Origin of the sequence: Microvirga sp. HBU67558 (assembly GCF_018069605.1) — a bacterium.
In the GTDB taxonomy this organism is placed as follows: Bacteria; Pseudomonadota; Alphaproteobacteria; order Rhizobiales; family Beijerinckiaceae; genus Microvirga; species Microvirga terrae.
On sequence record NZ_JAGPUP010000453.1, the window covers coordinates 1 to 16297 of the forward strand.

Here is a 16297-nt window from a genome sequence, read left to right on the forward strand (position 1 = left end):
CCAGCCTTTTCAATAACGTCAGATGGCCAGTAAACGGTGGTCACGCTGATCTATTCCATCACGGAGGCTATAAGAATGTTTCAGGACACTCCGAGTCTAGGCAGCATCGGCTGCTGGCACGCACTCGGAAGCTCGCGAATGCGCAAAATGCAGAGAACTGTAGCCTTCCTTGTTTGTTTGGTGCCTTTGCTCGCACACGCGTCAGACCTAGGCGCAATCCTGCAAAAGGCCAGTCGGGTCTACTGCCGAAGTCAATCGTCCAGCGTCTTGGGCTGCTCCTGGGAGGCGGCTTGCCGAGCCCTGCGCTCCTCTTGCTCGGCCAACACGTCGAGATGCACGGCAGCGTCGAGAAGCTGCCTTTTCATGTCGCTTAACGAGATTTGCCGAGCCATGGTCCGGATGCTCTCGGCCTGCTGACGATACTCAGCTGCCATGTTCGGTCGGAGATGGAACACAGACTGGAACCTTGGGAACTATGGGTACTCGCAATAATGCTCATTAACGCCGAGCGGCTTGCTCACAATCCCATCCTGACGAACATCCGATCCTTCCGGTTCCTGGCTTCATGCGATTCTGTAGTGGTTAAACGATTCCCATATCTTCTCAATATTAATGGAGCCGATGTTGCCGCTATGGTCCCTATAAAGCTGAACCTCTGCAGCTAACGCTTTCTGCGGCTCAGATGACGCAGCGGAGATGAGGAAGTCGCGTTCAGTGTTCTTTTTGCGCTATTGTCTGAACTGAAAAGTCTCGCTTGTTTCCACAATTCGAAGTGTCCACCCCGTTTCCTTGTTCCTCAGGTCATGGACAAGTGTGGAGCCTTGGGGTCTTTGATGGGAGCGAAGACGATTTCACCAGCATCACACGCTACCCCTGCCGTATTCACGTCATCTAGCGACGTGTTCTGGGCCATCACGGCGCAAGGCAAATCCTGTATGTACGGACCTGCCAAGAACTTCTGGCCTGTTCCAAGCCGTAGATCTTGTCGTGTTCATCAACCATCCATTTGACAGTCTGCTGGCAACCGGGGGCGGCTCCGCCGACGGCTTTGAGGATGTCCTTAGGCGCATGCCTCTGAGGCAAATTTGCTCGGACATGCTCGGCAATTCATTTCGTTGCCTCTCGGACAAATGGAAGATTGGCTCGCCGCTTCTCCAATTCGGTTAAGCCTTGCACGTGGGAAATTGTCAGCGGAGTGCCAGAACGATAGCACTCATTGCCTCAATGCGCACTGCACGGACCTCCCCGCTGAGATTCCTAGTCGACGATAGGATTTTAAGCCAGTGCCGACTTAGAAGGAACCGCTAAGGTAGATGAGGTACCCACCGCGGAGCTTTTGAGGCAGATAACTCTAGAGGGAAACGGTGCTGCCTCCGAGGCATGTCATCGGAGCGGGAGACGCCGATTGAGGTTAGGACAGCTACATGAGAACTCAGTTAGAAGGGTGACCCTCGGTCCAGCAAAGGCATCTCTCACAGCCAGTTATCACTAGGACAGATGCATTTGCCGCCGCACACCACCTCTCCGTGCGTCTGAGACGCAGTTGCTCAATATCCAAGCCAGGATCAAAGGTGGGGAACGGTTCGTCCACTCATCATTTTCTCTAAACCTTACAAACCTTTTCAGAAAAATGTTGGCGGAGAGCGGGAGATTCTCCGCCAACATCAAGAAAACCTCTAGTTTGCAAGGGTTTTCGGCTGCCGTATCGTCTGGCTTTTGTACCAGACCTTTGTACCTTCGTCGAGCCCAGCAGGGCGCTGCTCACATTTGAAGTGGTTTTGCATGCGTCCTTGCCTAATAGTCGCTTTGGCCGAGCATCAGGGCACGCACCGCCGCATTACCCTAGCGAGCCGCTGTGAGAATGCCTTTGCATCAGCCGGGAGTTCACCGTCCAGGATCCGCGCCTCGTCCAGCAGCAGGTGAGCGGCGTCTTCGCGCAGAACCTGCTGATCCTCGCTCAGGTTGGCCAGGGCCACGACGAGGTCATGGCGCGGGTTGATCTCCAGAATGGGCTTGGCCGCGGACGTCAGCTGACCCGCTCGCGCGAGAAGCCGCTCCAGTTGCCGATCCATGCCTGTTTCTGATGCCACCAGACAGACGGCGCTCTCCGTCAGACGCTCGGAGGCGCGGACATCGGCCACGGCCTCGCCCAGGGTGGCCTTCACGGATTGGATGAAGCCCGTCATCGCCTCCGTGGCCGGTGCGCCCGCATTCTCCTGGGCCTCGAGCAGCGGGATCTGGGCCAGGTCGGCACCGCCCTGGGTCACCGACTTGAACGGCTTGCCCTCGTAATCGACACCGGCGGTGACCCAGAAGCTGTCAACCGGATCCGGCAACAGCAGCACCTCGATGCCGCGCGCCCGGAAGCCTTCGAGCTGCGGCGAGGCCTCGAGCCGGGCGAGATCCGTCCCCGTCACGTAGTAAATCGCAGCCTGGTTCTCCTTAAGCGAGCCGACATAATCCTTGAGCGAGCGCCACCCACCACCGGACGCGGTGGTCTTGAACCGGGCCAGGCCCAGCAAGGTCGAGCGTCGCTCGAAATCCTCGTAGAGCCCTTCCTTCAGCACCGGCCCGAAGGTCTCCCACACCTTGGTGTAGGCCTCCGCATCGTTCTGGGCGAGCTTCTCGAGCTCGCTCAAGATCCGGCTGGTCACGCCCTTCTTGATGGCGGCCAGAAGCGGGCTCTCCTGGATCATCTCGCGCGAGACGTTGAGCGGCAGGTCGGCCGAGTCGACGAGCCCGCGCACGAACCGCAGGTACCGCGGCAGGAGCTCGGCCTCGTCGGTGATGAAGACCCGCTTCACATAGAGCTTCATCCGTCCGTGGCGGTCGGGATCGAACAGGTCGAACGGCGTGGAGCCCGGCACGAAGGCCAGGGCGGTATATTCGTGGCGGCCCTCGGCCCGGAAATGCACCGTCAGCGCCGGCTCGTCGAACTGCCCGGCCACGCTGCGATAGAAGTCGGTGTAGTCCTCAGGTGTGATCTCGGAGCGCGGTTTCACCCACAGAGCTGCGCCGTCGCCGACCTCCTGCGGCTCCGCTCCAGGCTTCTCGACAAGGGAGATGGGCACCGGAACATGGCCGGACTGATCCTTGACGATGCGCTCGAGCCGGTAGCGCTCCGTGTAGGATGTTGCGTCCTCCATCAGGTGGAGGATCACCCGGGTGCCGCGGGCTGGGGCCTCGTCGACGGCCGCGGGAGCCACCGTGTAGGAGCCCTTGCCGTCGGACGACCAGATCGTGGCCTCGTCGCTGCCGGCCCGGCGTGAGACGACGTCGACCCGGTCGGCCACCATGAAGGCCGAGTAGAAGCCGACGCCGAACTGCCCGATGAGCTGAGCCCCTTCGCCGCCTTGAGCCGCCTGGATCCGGTCCATGAAAGCCTTGGTGCCCGAGCGCGCGATGGTGCCGAGCGCCTCGATCATCTCGTCCCGGCTCATGCCGATGCCGTTATCCTGGATTGTCAGGCGGCGGTTGTCGGCATCGATCAGCAGCGTGATCCGGGCCTTGGGATCATCGCCGAGCAGGGCAGGGTTGGCGATCGCCTCGTAGCGCAGCTTCTCGCAGGCATCGGCGGCGTTCGAGATCAGTTCACGCAGGAAGACGTCCTTGTCGGAGTAGACCGAGTGCACCATCAGGTGCAGCAGCTTGGCGACATCGGCCTCGAACGTGTGGTTCTCAGGGGCGGGCGTGGTGTCAGCAGTCGTCATGGCGTGAGATGAACCTTGTTGCTCCGGCGGGCGATGAGATGGCGGCGGACGGTCAAGATTTCAAGCCTGAAAGCCTTGGGTGAGTCCGGCTGCGCAGAAATCTAGCAGATGCCGCTTAGCGTGCCGACCGGAACCGCTCGAAGGCGGTGATCCTCTGGCTGAAGGGCTCGATCTCGCGCCGGTAAACCTCACGCCGGAGAAAGGCGAGTTCAGCCTCAAAGGCCTCCTCGCTGACCTCCACCCACCAAGCCTTCGGTCGGCCATCGGTGCCATCGTTCCAGCGGTACTTGCGCGCCTTCAGCACATCCTTCATGTCGAACGGACTGCCCTCGGCCCAGATGCGCACGAGCGCTTTATGCGCCGAGTTCAGCAGATGCTCGAAGGCGAACCCGGCCCCGGAGGGGAGGGGGGAGGCCAGCACCTCGAGCAGGGCATGGCAATCCTCGACCGCCCGGTGGCCCTGGTGGAACCAGCCGCATTGCGTCAGGAGGTACCCGAGCTTCGATCCTTCAAAGCCGAACCCGCTCCAGGCGATCTCGGAATGGGAGCAGGCCCACGCCTTGAGCTGGAAGTCCTTGGACAGGCGCTCACAGAAGGGCCGATCAAAGCGAGCGTTATGCGCGATGACCAACTCCGCCGGCGCGATGAACCTCTCCACTGCCTCGAGATCGAGCACCTGGCCGGCGACCATGTCAGGCGTGATCCCGGTCAGGCGAGTGATTTCAGGGCTGATCGGTACGCTCGGCCCACGCAGGGCATTAAACGTCCCAATCACATCACCGATCCGGCCTTCCTCATCATAGGTGAAGGCAACCATGCCGAGTTCAATGACCTCGTCTCTTGTGTGATCCAGACCTGTGGTTTCGGTGTCCAGGATGACGGCGATCTTCTCGCCGTGGAAAGAGGTGCGGGACACGACGATGGGGCGCGGTGTCAATCGGCGCAGAACGCGGTAGTCGCCTGTGGCCTCCAGCATCCGGGCGGCGGTCTCATAGTCAGGAGCCTTGAAGGACTCGCTGCGTTGCGTGGCCTTGATGACAATCTCATCGACGGGACTCGTCTTGATCGGACCCGGCGGTGCATCGTAGTCCAAGAAAAGGTCAGCCTGGCCTCGCATTCCCGCACCTTCTGCCCGCCAACAGGACAGGCCCCCGCGTCGGGCCCGGCGGGGCAGACTAGAGGGTGCGGGTCGCCAGATCGTTAATGCACAAGATAGGCGGGAGGGCGTACAAACTGTGGAGTGGTTGGTCTGTCTCGATCGTGGGGGCAGATCTGTTATACAAGGTTACAGCGGGAGTGCTTTGAACCCAGTCCGGATTTATGGTCCGACCCTTGTTTTCTGAAGCGCCTCATACGATTTCACGTGGTCCTAATGGTGAGCCTGGACCATGACAACTCATTTTCCCTTCGACAACACCTACGCGCGCCTGCCTGATCGGTTCTATGCGCGCATAGAACCCGAAGCCGTCACAGCTCCGAGACTCATCCGGCTGAACCGGGATCTCGCGTTACACCTCGGCCTCGACCCTGATCACCTCTCCAGCCCTGATGGAGTCGAGCTTTTGTCCGGCAACCGCGTTCCAGATGCGGCCGAGCCCATCGCCATGGCCTATGCCGGGCACCAGTTTGGGCAATTCGTGCCGCAACTCGGCGATGGCCGTGCCATCCTCCTCGGTGAAGTGGTCGACCAAAATGGCATCCGTCGGGACATTCAGCTCAAAGGCTCAGGTCCGACACCCTTCTCGCGCCGCGGTGATGGTCGGGCGGCACTGGGACCGGTCCTGCGTGAGTATCTCCTCAGCGAGGCCATGGCGGCGCTCGGCCTGCCGACAACGCGTGCGCTCGCCGCTGTGTTGACCGGAGAGACCGTTGTCCGGGAGACGCCACTTCCCGGTGCGGTTCTCACCCGGGTAGCATCGAGCCATATTCGGGTCGGCACGTTCCAGTTGTTTGCAGCCCGGCAGGATACGGAAGGGCTACGACTCCTCGCCGACTACGTCATCGGCCGACACTACCCGCACGCTGCCGAAAGCGATCGTCCCTACCGCGCGTTCCTCGACCAGGTGATCGCCGCCCAGGCAGACCTTATTGCCCGTTGGCTGCACATCGGCTTCATCCATGGAGTCATGAACACCGACAACATGTCCATCGCCGGCGAGACGATCGACTATGGCCCATGCGCCTTCATGGATGCCTACGATCCCGCGACAGTCTTCAGCTCCATCGACCGGCAGGGCCGCTACGCCTATGGCAACCAGCCGCGCATCGGCCTCTGGAATTTGACGCGGCTGGCCGAGACGCTTCTGCCGCTCCTGTCTGAGGACGAGGAGAAGGCCGTGGCTGAAGCGAGCGAGACGCTCGAAGCTTTCGCGGGCAAGTTCGAGGCGGCCTATCACGCGGGGCTCAGGCGCAAGCTCGGGCTGCTGACGGAGCGCGAGGAGGACCCGACGCTTGCCGGTGATCTCCTGAAGGCCATGGCCGAGAACCAGGCTGACTTCACCCTGACCTTCCGGCGGCTGAGCGATGCTGCCGCTGGTCCTGAGGGAGACGAGGCCGCCCGAAACCTCTTCATCAATCCGCTTGCTTATGATGCTTGGGCCACCCGCTGGCGCGAGCGGTTGAGCCAGGAGCCGCAAGACGCTGCAACCCGCCAAGCGGCCATGCGCGCGGCGAATCCAGCCTTTATCCCGCGCAATCATCGCGTGGAGGCGATGATACAAGCTGCAGTGGAGCAGGGCGACTTTGCTCCGTTCGAGGAGCTTCTGATGGTCCTCTCGCGTCCCTATGAGGACCAGCCAGCTTTCGCCCACTATTCCGAACCACCGGAACCACACCAGTGCGTCTATCGGACATTCTGCGGGACGTAACGCCAGACCGCCACCTCGATCGCTTCGCACCTGGGTCGTTCACCACATCTGGTGCCGCACCTCCAGCGTCAGACGTGGAACTCCCCTGGACATCGAAATCTCTCCGCGGCTTTTTGCCTCCGCCCAGTGACCATTCTGCATACTGGACGGAGGAACGGCGGGATGCGTGAGAATTCAGCTGACCGGGGCAGCCAAATGCCGGAACATATGTTGGCGTGCTTCGTCCTCCACCTCAGATTTGAAGCTGTGCTTCTCCTTCAGCGCGGAAGCGGCCTGAGCGGCCGGGCGAGCGCGGATCTCGTCAAAGAGAGGTTTGAGGTTCGGGAAGCCCCCGTTGGTGGTAAGCTTCCTCCCCCTGGAGCTGAACCTAGCGCATCGGACGGATCCATAAGGCCGCGTCAACCGATGCGCCGGTCAAGAGAGGGAGCCTCGGATGAATCCCAAAAGTGGTGTCCACTTCTCACGTCCGAGGCTCTAGGCTTCAATGGCGACGGTCCAGGGTTTCCCAGGCCGGAGGAACAGGACATCGGCCCGCCCTTTCCCATATGGCATCCGCGCATCTGGATTTCGCGCTGATCGCAGTTGCTCCCATTCATCAGTCATCGGTGGCGCAATATGCGGCTCTCCTGAGTGGGTGTATGCGTGCAGCGGAACGGTCTAGCTTATTTTATCTGGAGATTTGCGTATGGTGTTGGAACACCATACCTCGAACGCGTCGTGACAAAGGAAATTTGATCTGTCGATCAGTGAGCAGCTAACCATTCCCGCAGTTTCGTCCAGCGCCTCTTCATCTGCCCGCCTCTAACTGCAATCCCAACTGCTTTCTTCTGGCCCACTAGAACGACCAACCGCTTGCCGCGGGTGACGCCGGTGTAAAGCAGGTTGCGAGCCAGCATCGCGAAGTGCTGTGTTACGACCGGGATGATGACGGCGGGATATTCCGACCCCTGCGATTTGTGAATGGTGGTCGCATAAGCGGGGACGAGGGTGTCGAGCTCGCCAAATGGGTATGACACCTCCCAGCCATCAAAGGAAGCAATCAGCGCCCCTTCCTCATCGTCGATCCTGACTACCGTACCGAGATCGCCATTGAACACCTCCCGGTCGTAGTCGTTCTGGGTTTCCATCACCCGGTCACCGGGTGAGAAGCGCCAGCCAAACCGCTCCACCTTCGCAGACGAATTGGGATTGAGCACCTCCTGGAGCTGGATGTTGAGGTTGCGGGCACCCAGCACCCCCCGATTCATGGGGCAGAGCACCTGGATGTCCTTCATGGGATCGAGCCCGAAGCGATGTGGCATGCGGTCCTTGATCATCTGGATGATCTTCGGCACCCCTTCCTCGGGATCGTTGATTTCCACGAAGTAGAAATCGCTCTCTTCGCCCGCCCTGAGAGGCTCGAGCATCTGGCCCCTGTTAATGCGATGGGCGTTCACCACGATCCGGCTTTCTGCCGCCTGCCGGAACACCTCGGTAAGACGCGCCACTGGAATGCGCTCTGAGGCGATGATATCGGCCAGTACCTGTCCCGAGCCGACCGACGGCAACTGATCAACATCGCCCACCAGCAGCAGACCCGTCTGAGCTGGAATGGCCTTGGTGAGGGCGTTCATCAGCGGCACATCCACCATGGAGGTCTCGTCCACAACCAGCAGATCGCAGTCGAGCGGGTTCTCCTCATTGCGTGAGAAGCCCCCGTGCTTAGGATCGATCTCCAGGAGCCGGTGGATGGTCTTGGCTTCCAGCCCGGTCTGCTCGGTCATACGCTTGGCCGCCCGTCCTGTCGGCGCCGCCAGCGCCACCCTAACACGCTTGGCGACCAGCAAGCGCAGGATGGTGTCGAGCAAGGTCGTCTTGCCGACACCGGGACCGCCGGTCACCACCGCGACCTTGGCGCCGAGCACCAGCTTCAGTGCCTCACGCTGCGAGGCGGCCAGGGTTTTGCCCGTGCGGCCCTCGACCCAGGGAATGGCTTTGTCGAGGTCAATCTCGGGCCAAGGTGTTGGACCAGACGCTCGCTCGATCAAACGAGAGGCAATCGCCTGCTCGGCCAAGTACAGCCCTTTCAGGAAGAGGCAGGTCTCCTCACCAATGGTGTCCGAGACGATCTCGCCCTTGGACAGTTCCTCGACGATGGCGGTACGAATCAGGGCCTCATCCACTTCAAGGAGTCGCTCGGCCAGCCGGGTGAGAGCCTCGACCGGCAATGCGCAGTGCCCCTCATCCGCCGCCGTCTGGAGCGCGAACGAGATACCAGCCCGGATGCGCTGAGGGGCTGTCTTCTCCATTCCGAGCTTGGCTGCGATGGCATCCGCTGTCCGGAAGCCGATGCCGCGCACATCCTTCGCCAACCGGTACGGGTCCTCGGTCATGACCTGAATGGCCTCATAGCCGTAGGTCTTGAAGATGCGGACCGCCCGGGCGGTACCGACCCCGTGCGCATGAAGGAAGATCATGATCTCCCGCACGGCCTTCTGTTCGGCCCAGCCCGCCACGATGCGGGAGGCCCGCATCGGGCCGATGCCGGGCACCTCGGTCAGGCGCTCGGGGGCGGCCTCAATGATCTCGAAGGTGTCCACGCCAAAGGCTGCCACGATCCGCTTGGCCATGGCGGGTCCGATGCCGCGCATCTGACCCGAGGCCAGATACTTCTCGATGCCCTCTGCCCCGGTGGGCGGGGTGGTCTTCAGAACCTCGGCCCTGAACTGGAGCCCGTGCGTGCGGTCGCTGATCCAGAGCCCACTGGCTGTGACCCACTCCCCGGCCGACGCCGCCGGGGTGTGGCCCACAACTGTCACAAGGTCACGCTTGCCACGCGTATAAACTTTCAGGACAGCGAAGCCGTTCTCGGCATTGTGGAAGGTGATGCGCTCCACCGAACCCGCGAGTGTCTCGAGGGCAGGCCTCTGATCGGTTTGTGAGGGGCGCATCATTTGGTTCATGGTGACTGCCAGGGAAGGTTCCTCGGCTCTCCGACTGTATCGTTGGATGGCACCACTGACGAGGATGCTATCCCTATATTGTCATCGGATGTTCTTGGTTCGTTTCAAGGCTTTTTTGCGGCGACTCAGCTTGACACGACCGCGCGCAGGGACAATTCGCGAGTCCGGTTGTGATGCTAAGCTTGCAAGCGTCAATCCCGAGCATTCGCAGAGTTCTGCTCGGTTTCCACAGCCGACAAGGAAAGTGGTCAATCATCGGTTAGCGAAGCGATACTCAGGAGATGAGGGCGGATTTGGAGGTGAAGATGGACAACGGATCGGGGCGAGCGACCCGTGGCAATCTCCGATACCGAACTCCTGCGCCGGATCGAGCAAGATCTCCGTTCTATTTATGCCGAGGTGATCAGACAGCCTCTTCCACAGCGCACTCAGGCAACTTTCGCGCTCATTAATCAGGAGCAGAGGCTCCCTGAACAGTTGCCTCGTTCGCTGACGCTCTGAAGCGCGGCGCTGTTCGCAAGACCAACTTGCCCGTGGTTTCGCCTGACTCCAGAAATCGGTGAGCTTGAGCCACATTTTCCAATGCAAGAGAACGAACCTTTGGCACCCGAATGTCCCCCGCTTCTAACCAGGCGGTGAGATCGTTCACAGCCGCGTGCAACAGGTCGGCACGCGGAAAGAGGAACGACAAATTGAACGCCACGACACCTTTGTTCTCGCTTGTCATCGACAAAGGATTGAAGCGTGGCATCCTCAGCATTCCAAGGGCCGCCTTGAGGTAGTTGATGCGCCCACCCTGTTTGGGCAGAAAACTATGAAAGCCATAGACCAACAGCTTGCCTGTGGGCTTGAGATGCGCATAGCTTTGCGCCAAGGTTTCAGGGCCGTTCGCGTCAAAGATCAAGTCGTAGCCGTCAGGGCAGAGGCGCCTGGTTTCATCCCAAAGCAACTGAGTGGATTTGTCGATTACGGCGTCTGCGCCGAGCTGGCGCACATACTCGACCTTATGGCTTCGTCCCACCACGCCGGTTACGTGCAGATTGTGCAACTTGCAGAGTTGGATGAGCGCCGAGCCCACTCCGCCGCCGGCCGAATGCACGAGCACCCTCATGCCGGGCCGGATCACCACATTCTGGAGCAAGCCATGATACGCGGTCAGGTGGACGGCCAGGAAACCAGCCGCTGCCTCAAAGTCAAGAGCCTGAGGCTTAAGCCACACCAGATCTGCTGGGGCACAGACGTGCGTGGAATAGCCGTTGAAGAGAGTGACTCCAAACACCGGGTCGCCGGGCTTCACATGCTCGACCTCACGGCCAACGTCTTCCACCCAGCCTGAATATTCGAATCCGGGCGTGATCGGCCAGCCCACAAACCGACGCGCGGACTCGTACACGCCCCAACGAACACAGATGTCAGCATAGTTCACCCCCACTGCCTCGGTGCGGATCAAAACCTGTCCCTTGCCAGGTTCGGGCAAGGGATGTGTTTCGAGCTTCAGCTGCTCGTATCCGCCGGCTTTGCGAATAACCACTTTATGCATGGATCCTGAAGGCATCGCTGGTACGCCTCTAGCTTCGACCTGAAACGTCTGCACTGTCACTGAAGTCCCCTCTTATGAGCGCCGGCGTAAGGCCCCGACAATCGGCCCCATGGGCATGAGCGTGTCCATCCTCTCCAATGAAGGGGCATAGAGGCTGGAGACACTTCCATCCAAGAACAGGGCATTGGGACAACCTAGCTCGTCCCGGAACAAGCGAGCGAATGTGCTGAACGTGACTGGGTCTTCTGAAATCGCGAACACGACCGTGTCCTGGCCTTTCACGCCGACGCCATTCCGGATCTTGCGGGAGGTGCTTTGTTCTGAGAACTGAGGGTGGATCTTCCCGTCGATGACGAGCATTGGGCCCGATTGCGTCGCGAAATCGGGCCTGATTCTCCGCTTCAGATAGGTTCCGGTCTCAAGCACGCCGGCCTGACGGCCTTTGACATAAAAGATGCCGTTGGGCTTGAGGTGGAAGTTCCCAGGGCCGTTCCTTGTGTTGGCCGCCTTCAACTCCTTTCCATTCTCAACGTAAAGCCCTACGGGCGAGCGGTCCTCATGGTACATGCCTGCATTCATGGCGACAGCAAGGCGTGAACCCTCCGGCGTCCCTCTCAACCGATCGAACGAGCCAAGAACCTCCCCGTCCGGCCCACGCCAGAACAGTCTCACCTCGTATCGTTGCAGATCCACCGTGCAGACCACGAAGGTGCTGTCAGCATATTGGACTGGCCGACACGGATCGCTAGCGGCCTGAGCCACGGGTCGTCCGGCAGGCAGACCAAGGGACATGAGGGTCCCGGACACCAGGATGATTGCCCGGGAGAGCGAGCGGCCGAGATTGGAGCTGATAGCTATCATTTGCAGCTTAGGTCCTTTCAGCGGGCGAGATACCGTTCCCGAAGGTGAGTGCGGAAGACATCCGCCGAGAGCGGTCGTCCGGTTGCACCCATCAGAAGCTCATCGGTCGTCACCAAACTGCCCTTGGAATGGACATTTGAACGCAGCCATCCGCGAAGGGGTCCGAAATCCCCAGAGGTCAGCCCAGGAAGAATGCTGGAATCTGCATGGCAGGCAGCTTCGAAGAGTTGGGCTGCCGTCACGGCGCCAAGCGTGTAGGTCGGAAAATAGCCCCACGCGCCACCAGGCCAGTGGATATCCTGCAAGCATCCCAGGCTGTCATTAGGCACTGTGAGACCGAGAAGCTTTTTGACCTCCTCATTGAACGCTGAGGGCAGGTCGTCAATCTGAAGAACGCCGGCAATGAGCGCCTTCTCGAGTTTGTAGCGAACTAGGATGTGGGCCGGATAGGTGATCTCATCGGCATCCGCGCGGATGAAGCCCGGCTCCACTCTGGTTAGGATTCGGTGGAGGTTTTCCGGGTTCCAGGCTAGCCCCTCACCCTGGAAAGTCTCCCGTACGAGGGGAGCAAGATATGTGACGAACTCCCAGCTCCGGCAGGCCTGCATCTCGATGAGCAGCGATTGGCTCTCGTGCAGGCTCATGCCGCGCGCGAGCCCAACCGGCTGGCGATGCCAATCCTCGGGGCGGCCCTGCTCATAGAGCGCATGCCCGGTCTCATGGAGCACTCCCATGAGCGCGTTCATGAAGTTCGCCTCGTCGTACCGGGTGGTGATCCTGACATCACCCGTGGATCCACCGCAGAAGGGATGCAGGCTCACATCGAGCCGCCCCCGGTTGAAATCGAACCCAACGGCCTGCATCAACTGCTCGCCGATGCGTCGCTGATCGTCGACAGGGAAGGGGCCGTTGAGCGGCTGAATGGCAGGAAAGCCCTTCTGGCGCTCCTGTGCCTCCTGGATCAGGTCCGGCAGTTCGGCGCCGAGTTCGGCAAACAGGGGGTCAATGGCGGCTTGGCGGAGACCCGGGTCGTAACTATCGAGGAGAGCATCGTAGGGGGAAAGCCCCAACGCCTCGCCCTTGGCTTGGCCGATCTGCCGCTGGAGGGCGAGGACCTGGGACAGGTGCGGCAGAAGCAGGGCGAAATCGCCATTCTGCCGGGCTTCGGGCCACACCAATTCCGCCCGGGATACAGCCCTGGAGCTGGCCTCGACGAGATCGGCCGGAACCGCAGCCGCATGGAGGTAGACCCGCCGCATCTCGCGTAAGTTGGCGCGTTGCCAATCGTCGAGCTGATCGCTGTCTTGGCCTGCTTGGCCCAGGAGGTCGCCTGTATCGGGTGCGGTGAGAAGCTCATGAGCGATGCCCTTGAGCGTCGCGAGTTGGTTGGAGCGACTATCGGCGGCGCCCTCCGGCATCAGGGTCTCGGCATCCCATTGCAGAATGCCGACCGCATCCGCGATTGAGCTGATGCGGGCAAAGCGATCTTCCAGCGTCTTGTAGGTTTCCATGTGGGCGTGAACCCCGTTCTTGGGTTGAGGTGTGAACCCGCAGCCGTTCCCGATGATGCATCGGTTGAATTTGAGCCTGCCTCTGAGGCCCTGTCCTAGCCTTATCCCGGGTGCTTGTGGATCGGGTCGACCCAGTACACCTCCTCCGGCTGTTCCACCGGATCCACATCGGTGATGTTCACGACAACGGCTTCGTTGTCGCTGCGCACCAGAACGCATTCGAGGGGCTCATCCGGGCTGGCGTTGATCTCCTGATGGGGCACGAAGGGTGGCACATAGATGAAATCCCCTGGTCCGGCTTCTGCAACGAACTCCAGCCGCTCGCCCCAGCGCATGCGAGCCTTGCCCCGCACCACATAGATGACGCTCTCCAATTCGCCGTGGTGGTGCACCCCGGTTTTGGCATTCGGCTGGATCGAAACCGTGCCCGCCCAGATTTTCTGCGCGCCCACCCGGGCGTGATTGATGGCAGCTTGGCGAAACATGCCTGGGGTCTGGGCCGTGTTCGGATCGAGGCGGTCGCCCTTGATCACCTGGACGCCGTGGTGCTTCCAGTGCTCGTGCGGATCGTGGACGTTGTCGTGGCTGTGATCTGTCATGGCGCTCTCCGCGACGATATGGCATTTTGTCCTAGCCCTAGATCACGAGCAAGGAGACCGAGGATAAGACGGCGGGTTCAGGCCTTCGGTATGATGTTATTCGCAAAGAGAAGGCCCCGACTGCAGCAGTGCCTCGGCTCGACGAGTGAACCCTGGACCCCTATTTTAATGGGATGGCCGCTCCAGTGTTCCCCTCCAGCCGCTCCTTGCGTGAGCGGGTTGGTGCCTTCCGTCACCTTCCGTCTCTGTTCCGCCTGGTCTGGCAGGCCAGTCCCGCTCTTACAACAGCAAGTCTCGGGCTGCGACTGACGCGGTCAGTCCTGCCCATTCTGGTACTTTTTGTCGGTAAGCTCATCATCGATGAGGTTGTAGCCCAGACACAAATCCCCTCACCAGGGGGAGGCTTTAGCGATTGGTTCGGGAGCGGCCGACTTGATGCTCTCGGCGGGCTGCTCGTTTTGGAGCTGGTCCTCGCAATTGTGGCCGATCTTCTGGGGCGAGCTAGTTCCCTCGTCGACAGCCTCCTGTCCGAGCGCTACAGCAACTTTGCCAGTGTGCGCCTGATGGAGCACGCGACGACGCTGGACCTCGAGCAGTTCGAGAGCAGTGATCAGCAGGACCGATTGGAGCGGGCCCGCCGTCAGGTCACCGGGAGAACCACCCTCCTGACCCAGATCTTCGGCCAAGTCCAGGACGTGCTCACGGTCCTGTCGCTCGCTGCCGGACTGCTCGCCTATGCGCCTTGGCTCATCGTCCTAATCATCCTTGCGCTTTTGCCAGCCTTCGTCGGCGAGGTGCATTTCAACGCTCAGGGCTATCGGCTCAACTACTTCCGCACGCCGGAACGACGCCAACTCGATTACATCCGCTACCTGGGTTCAAGCGTCGAGACTGCGAAGGAAATCAAGCTCTTTGGTCTCAACTGTTTCCTGGTCGATCGATTTAGAGCCTTCGCAGATCGGATGTACGCGGACAACCAGCGGCTTGCGATCCGCAGGGCCGCATGGGGTACGCTCTTTGCCGCACTTGCGTCTTGCGCCTATTACCTGGCCTACGCTCTGATCGTGTGGCGAACTGTCCGGGGCGACTTTAGCATCGGTGACCTGACGTTCCTGTCCGGCTCTTTCCTGCGCCTGCGAGGGTTGCTTGAAGGATTGCTTCTTGGCTTTTCCCAGATCGCCGGGCAGGCGCTGTACCTGGAGGATCTGTTCTCCTTCTTCGATGTCCGTCCAAGCATCACGTCACCGCCAATTCCTCGACCATTCCCGCAGCCGCTGGTGTCGGGGATCGTGTTTGAAAATGTGGGCTTCCGGTATCCAGATTCCGATCGCTGGGCGGTCCGGCACCTGAGCTTAACGCTGACGGCTGGTGAGGTTGTGGCTCTGGTGGGGGAGAACGGGGCCGGCAAGACCACGGTCGTGAAGCTCCTTGCCCGGCTCTATGATCCGACAGAGGGACGGATCCTTCTCGATGGCCATGACCTGCGTGAATATGATCTGGCCGACCTGCGACGCCACGTCGGCGTCATCTTTCAGGACTTTGTGCGGTTTCACTTCACGGCGGGTGAGAACATCGGAGCAGGCCGCATTGAGGCCACCGATGATCGCAGTCGGATTCAGCAGGCGGCCGAGCGCAGTCTCGCCGATTGCATTATTCGACGCCTGCCTCAGGGCTATGACCAGCCGCTTGGCAAGCGGTTCCACGAGGGCGCGGACCTCTCCGGGGGCGAATGGCAGAAGATCGCGATCGCCCGGGCTTACATGCGGGATGCGGAGGTGCTCATCCTGGACGAGCCAACCGCCGCTCTCGACGCCCGCTCCGAGTATGAGGTTTTCCAGCGGTTTCGGGATCTTAGCGCGGGCAGAACCGCCATTCTCATCTCGCACCGCTTCTCGACCGTACGGATGGCCGACCGCATCCTCGTTCTCGAGAATGGGCAGGTTGCGGAGGCTGGCTCCCACGAAAAGCTTGTTGCATCAGGCGGGCGCTACGCCGAACTCTTCGAATTACAGGCTTCTGGTTATCGATGAAGGGATCATGGCACCATGAGATCTGGCTGGCCTCACGTGTTATTTTGCGCAGGCGCCGCCCTAAACCCTGTCGCCGCATCTCTGATTGGTAACCGCCGCGCTGACGCCGCAAGGTCTGCTGTGGATGCTCGACTGGGAGCAGGCGATAATGCAGCCTTGAGAGCAGCCAGCCTGGTCCTGACCCGTCAAACTGGTCCATTGGGAGGACAACTTTTTCGGGCATTTTGATCCTTGAGG

Annotated in this window: 9 protein-coding genes; 2 read left to right on the top strand and 7 right to left on the bottom strand. The window is 60.7% G+C overall.

Features of this window, described 5'->3' with window-relative positions; translation table 11 throughout:
• Positions 1 to 1817 precede the first annotated feature (1817 nt).
• Positions 1818 to 3710 carry a molecular chaperone HtpG gene (gene htpG / locus KBI52_RS05985; protein ID WP_210806070.1) on the bottom strand — a complete coding sequence of 631 codons (1893 nt, stop codon included), beginning with the start codon at positions 3708 to 3710 and terminating at the stop codon, positions 1818 to 1820.
• Positions 3711 to 3825: 115 nt separating this feature from the next.
• Positions 3826 to 4827 carry a 3'-5' exonuclease gene (locus KBI52_RS05990; protein WP_173945872.1) on the bottom strand — a complete coding sequence of 334 codons (1002 nt, stop codon included), beginning with the start codon at positions 4825 to 4827 and terminating at the stop codon, positions 3826 to 3828.
• Between the two features lie 271 nt (positions 4828 to 5098).
• On the opposite strand from KBI52_RS05990, the gene KBI52_RS05995 reads away from it, so the two are divergent.
• Positions 5099 to 6577, top strand: a complete 1479-nt coding sequence (locus tag KBI52_RS05995; protein WP_210806072.1) for a YdiU family protein — start codon at positions 5099 to 5101, stop codon at positions 6575 to 6577.
• A 743-nt stretch (positions 6578 to 7320) separates the two neighbouring features.
• On the opposite strand, the gene KBI52_RS06000 is transcribed toward KBI52_RS05995, so the two are convergent.
• The 5 genes from KBI52_RS06000 to KBI52_RS06020 all read right to left on the bottom strand — a co-directional run bounded on the left by KBI52_RS06000 (position 7321) and on the right by KBI52_RS06020 (position 14030).
• Complete coding sequence (locus tag KBI52_RS06000) at positions 7321 to 9519, bottom strand: ATP-dependent RecD-like DNA helicase (protein WP_210806074.1); 2199 nt, start codon at positions 9517 to 9519, stop codon at positions 7321 to 7323.
• Positions 9520 to 9967: 448 nt separating this feature from the next.
• Positions 9968 to 11059 (bottom strand): medium chain dehydrogenase/reductase family protein, encoded by a 1092-nt coding sequence (locus KBI52_RS06005; protein WP_247654216.1) that lies wholly within the window; start codon positions 11057 to 11059, stop codon positions 9968 to 9970.
• A gap of 72 nt (positions 11060 to 11131) precedes the next feature.
• Entirely contained in the window at positions 11132 to 11851 is a 720-nt protein-coding gene (locus tag KBI52_RS06010; protein WP_247654217.1) for a phosphodiester glycosidase family protein, read from the bottom strand.
• An 86-nt stretch (positions 11852 to 11937) separates the two neighbouring features.
• The gene (locus KBI52_RS06015; protein ID WP_210806076.1) at positions 11938 to 13431 is read right to left on the bottom strand and encodes a carboxypeptidase M32; all 1494 of its coding nucleotides are present in this window, start codon (positions 13429 to 13431) and stop codon (positions 11938 to 11940) included.
• 101 nt (positions 13432 to 13532) lie between these two features.
• Positions 13533 to 14030 (bottom strand): cupin domain-containing protein, encoded by a 498-nt coding sequence (locus KBI52_RS06020; RefSeq protein ID WP_173945877.1) that lies wholly within the window; start codon positions 14028 to 14030, stop codon positions 13533 to 13535.
• A 173-nt stretch (positions 14031 to 14203) separates the two neighbouring features.
• On the opposite strand from KBI52_RS06020, the gene KBI52_RS06025 reads away from it, so the two are divergent.
• Complete coding sequence (locus KBI52_RS06025; RefSeq protein WP_210806078.1) at positions 14204 to 16060, top strand: ABC transporter ATP-binding protein; 1857 nt, start codon at positions 14204 to 14206, stop codon at positions 16058 to 16060.
• Positions 16061 to 16297: the final 237 nt, after the last annotated feature.

What these genes read in the sequence shown, in the direction of transcription:
- htpG (WP_210806070.1), bottom strand. Translation starts at nt 3,710, where the DNA reads ATGACGACTGCTGACACCACGCCCGCCCCTGAGAACCACACGTTCGAG.
- KBI52_RS05995 (WP_210806072.1), top strand. Translation starts at nt 5,099, where the DNA reads ATGACAACTCATTTTCCCTTCGACAACACCTACGCGCGCCTGCCTGAT.
- KBI52_RS06010 (WP_247654217.1), bottom strand. Translation starts at nt 11,851, where the DNA reads ATGTCCCTTGGTCTGCCTGCCGGACGACCCGTGGCTCAGGCCGCTAGC.
- KBI52_RS06020 (WP_173945877.1), bottom strand. Translation starts at nt 14,030, where the DNA reads ATGACAGATCACAGCCACGACAACGTCCACGATCCGCACGAGCACTGG.
- KBI52_RS06005 (WP_247654216.1), bottom strand. Translation starts at nt 11,059, where the DNA reads ATGCATAAAGTGGTTATTCGCAAAGCCGGCGGATACGAGCAGCTGAAG.
- KBI52_RS06015 (WP_210806076.1), bottom strand. Translation starts at nt 13,431, where the DNA reads ATGGAAACCTACAAGACGCTGGAAGATCGCTTTGCCCGCATCAGCTCA.
- KBI52_RS06025 (WP_210806078.1), top strand. Translation starts at nt 14,204, where the DNA reads ATGGCCGCTCCAGTGTTCCCCTCCAGCCGCTCCTTGCGTGAGCGGGTT.
- KBI52_RS05990 (WP_173945872.1), bottom strand. Translation starts at nt 4,827, where the DNA reads ATGCGAGGCCAGGCTGACCTTTTCTTGGACTACGATGCACCGCCGGGT.
- KBI52_RS06000 (WP_210806074.1), bottom strand. Translation starts at nt 9,519, where the DNA reads ATGAACCAAATGATGCGCCCCTCACAAACCGATCAGAGGCCTGCCCTC.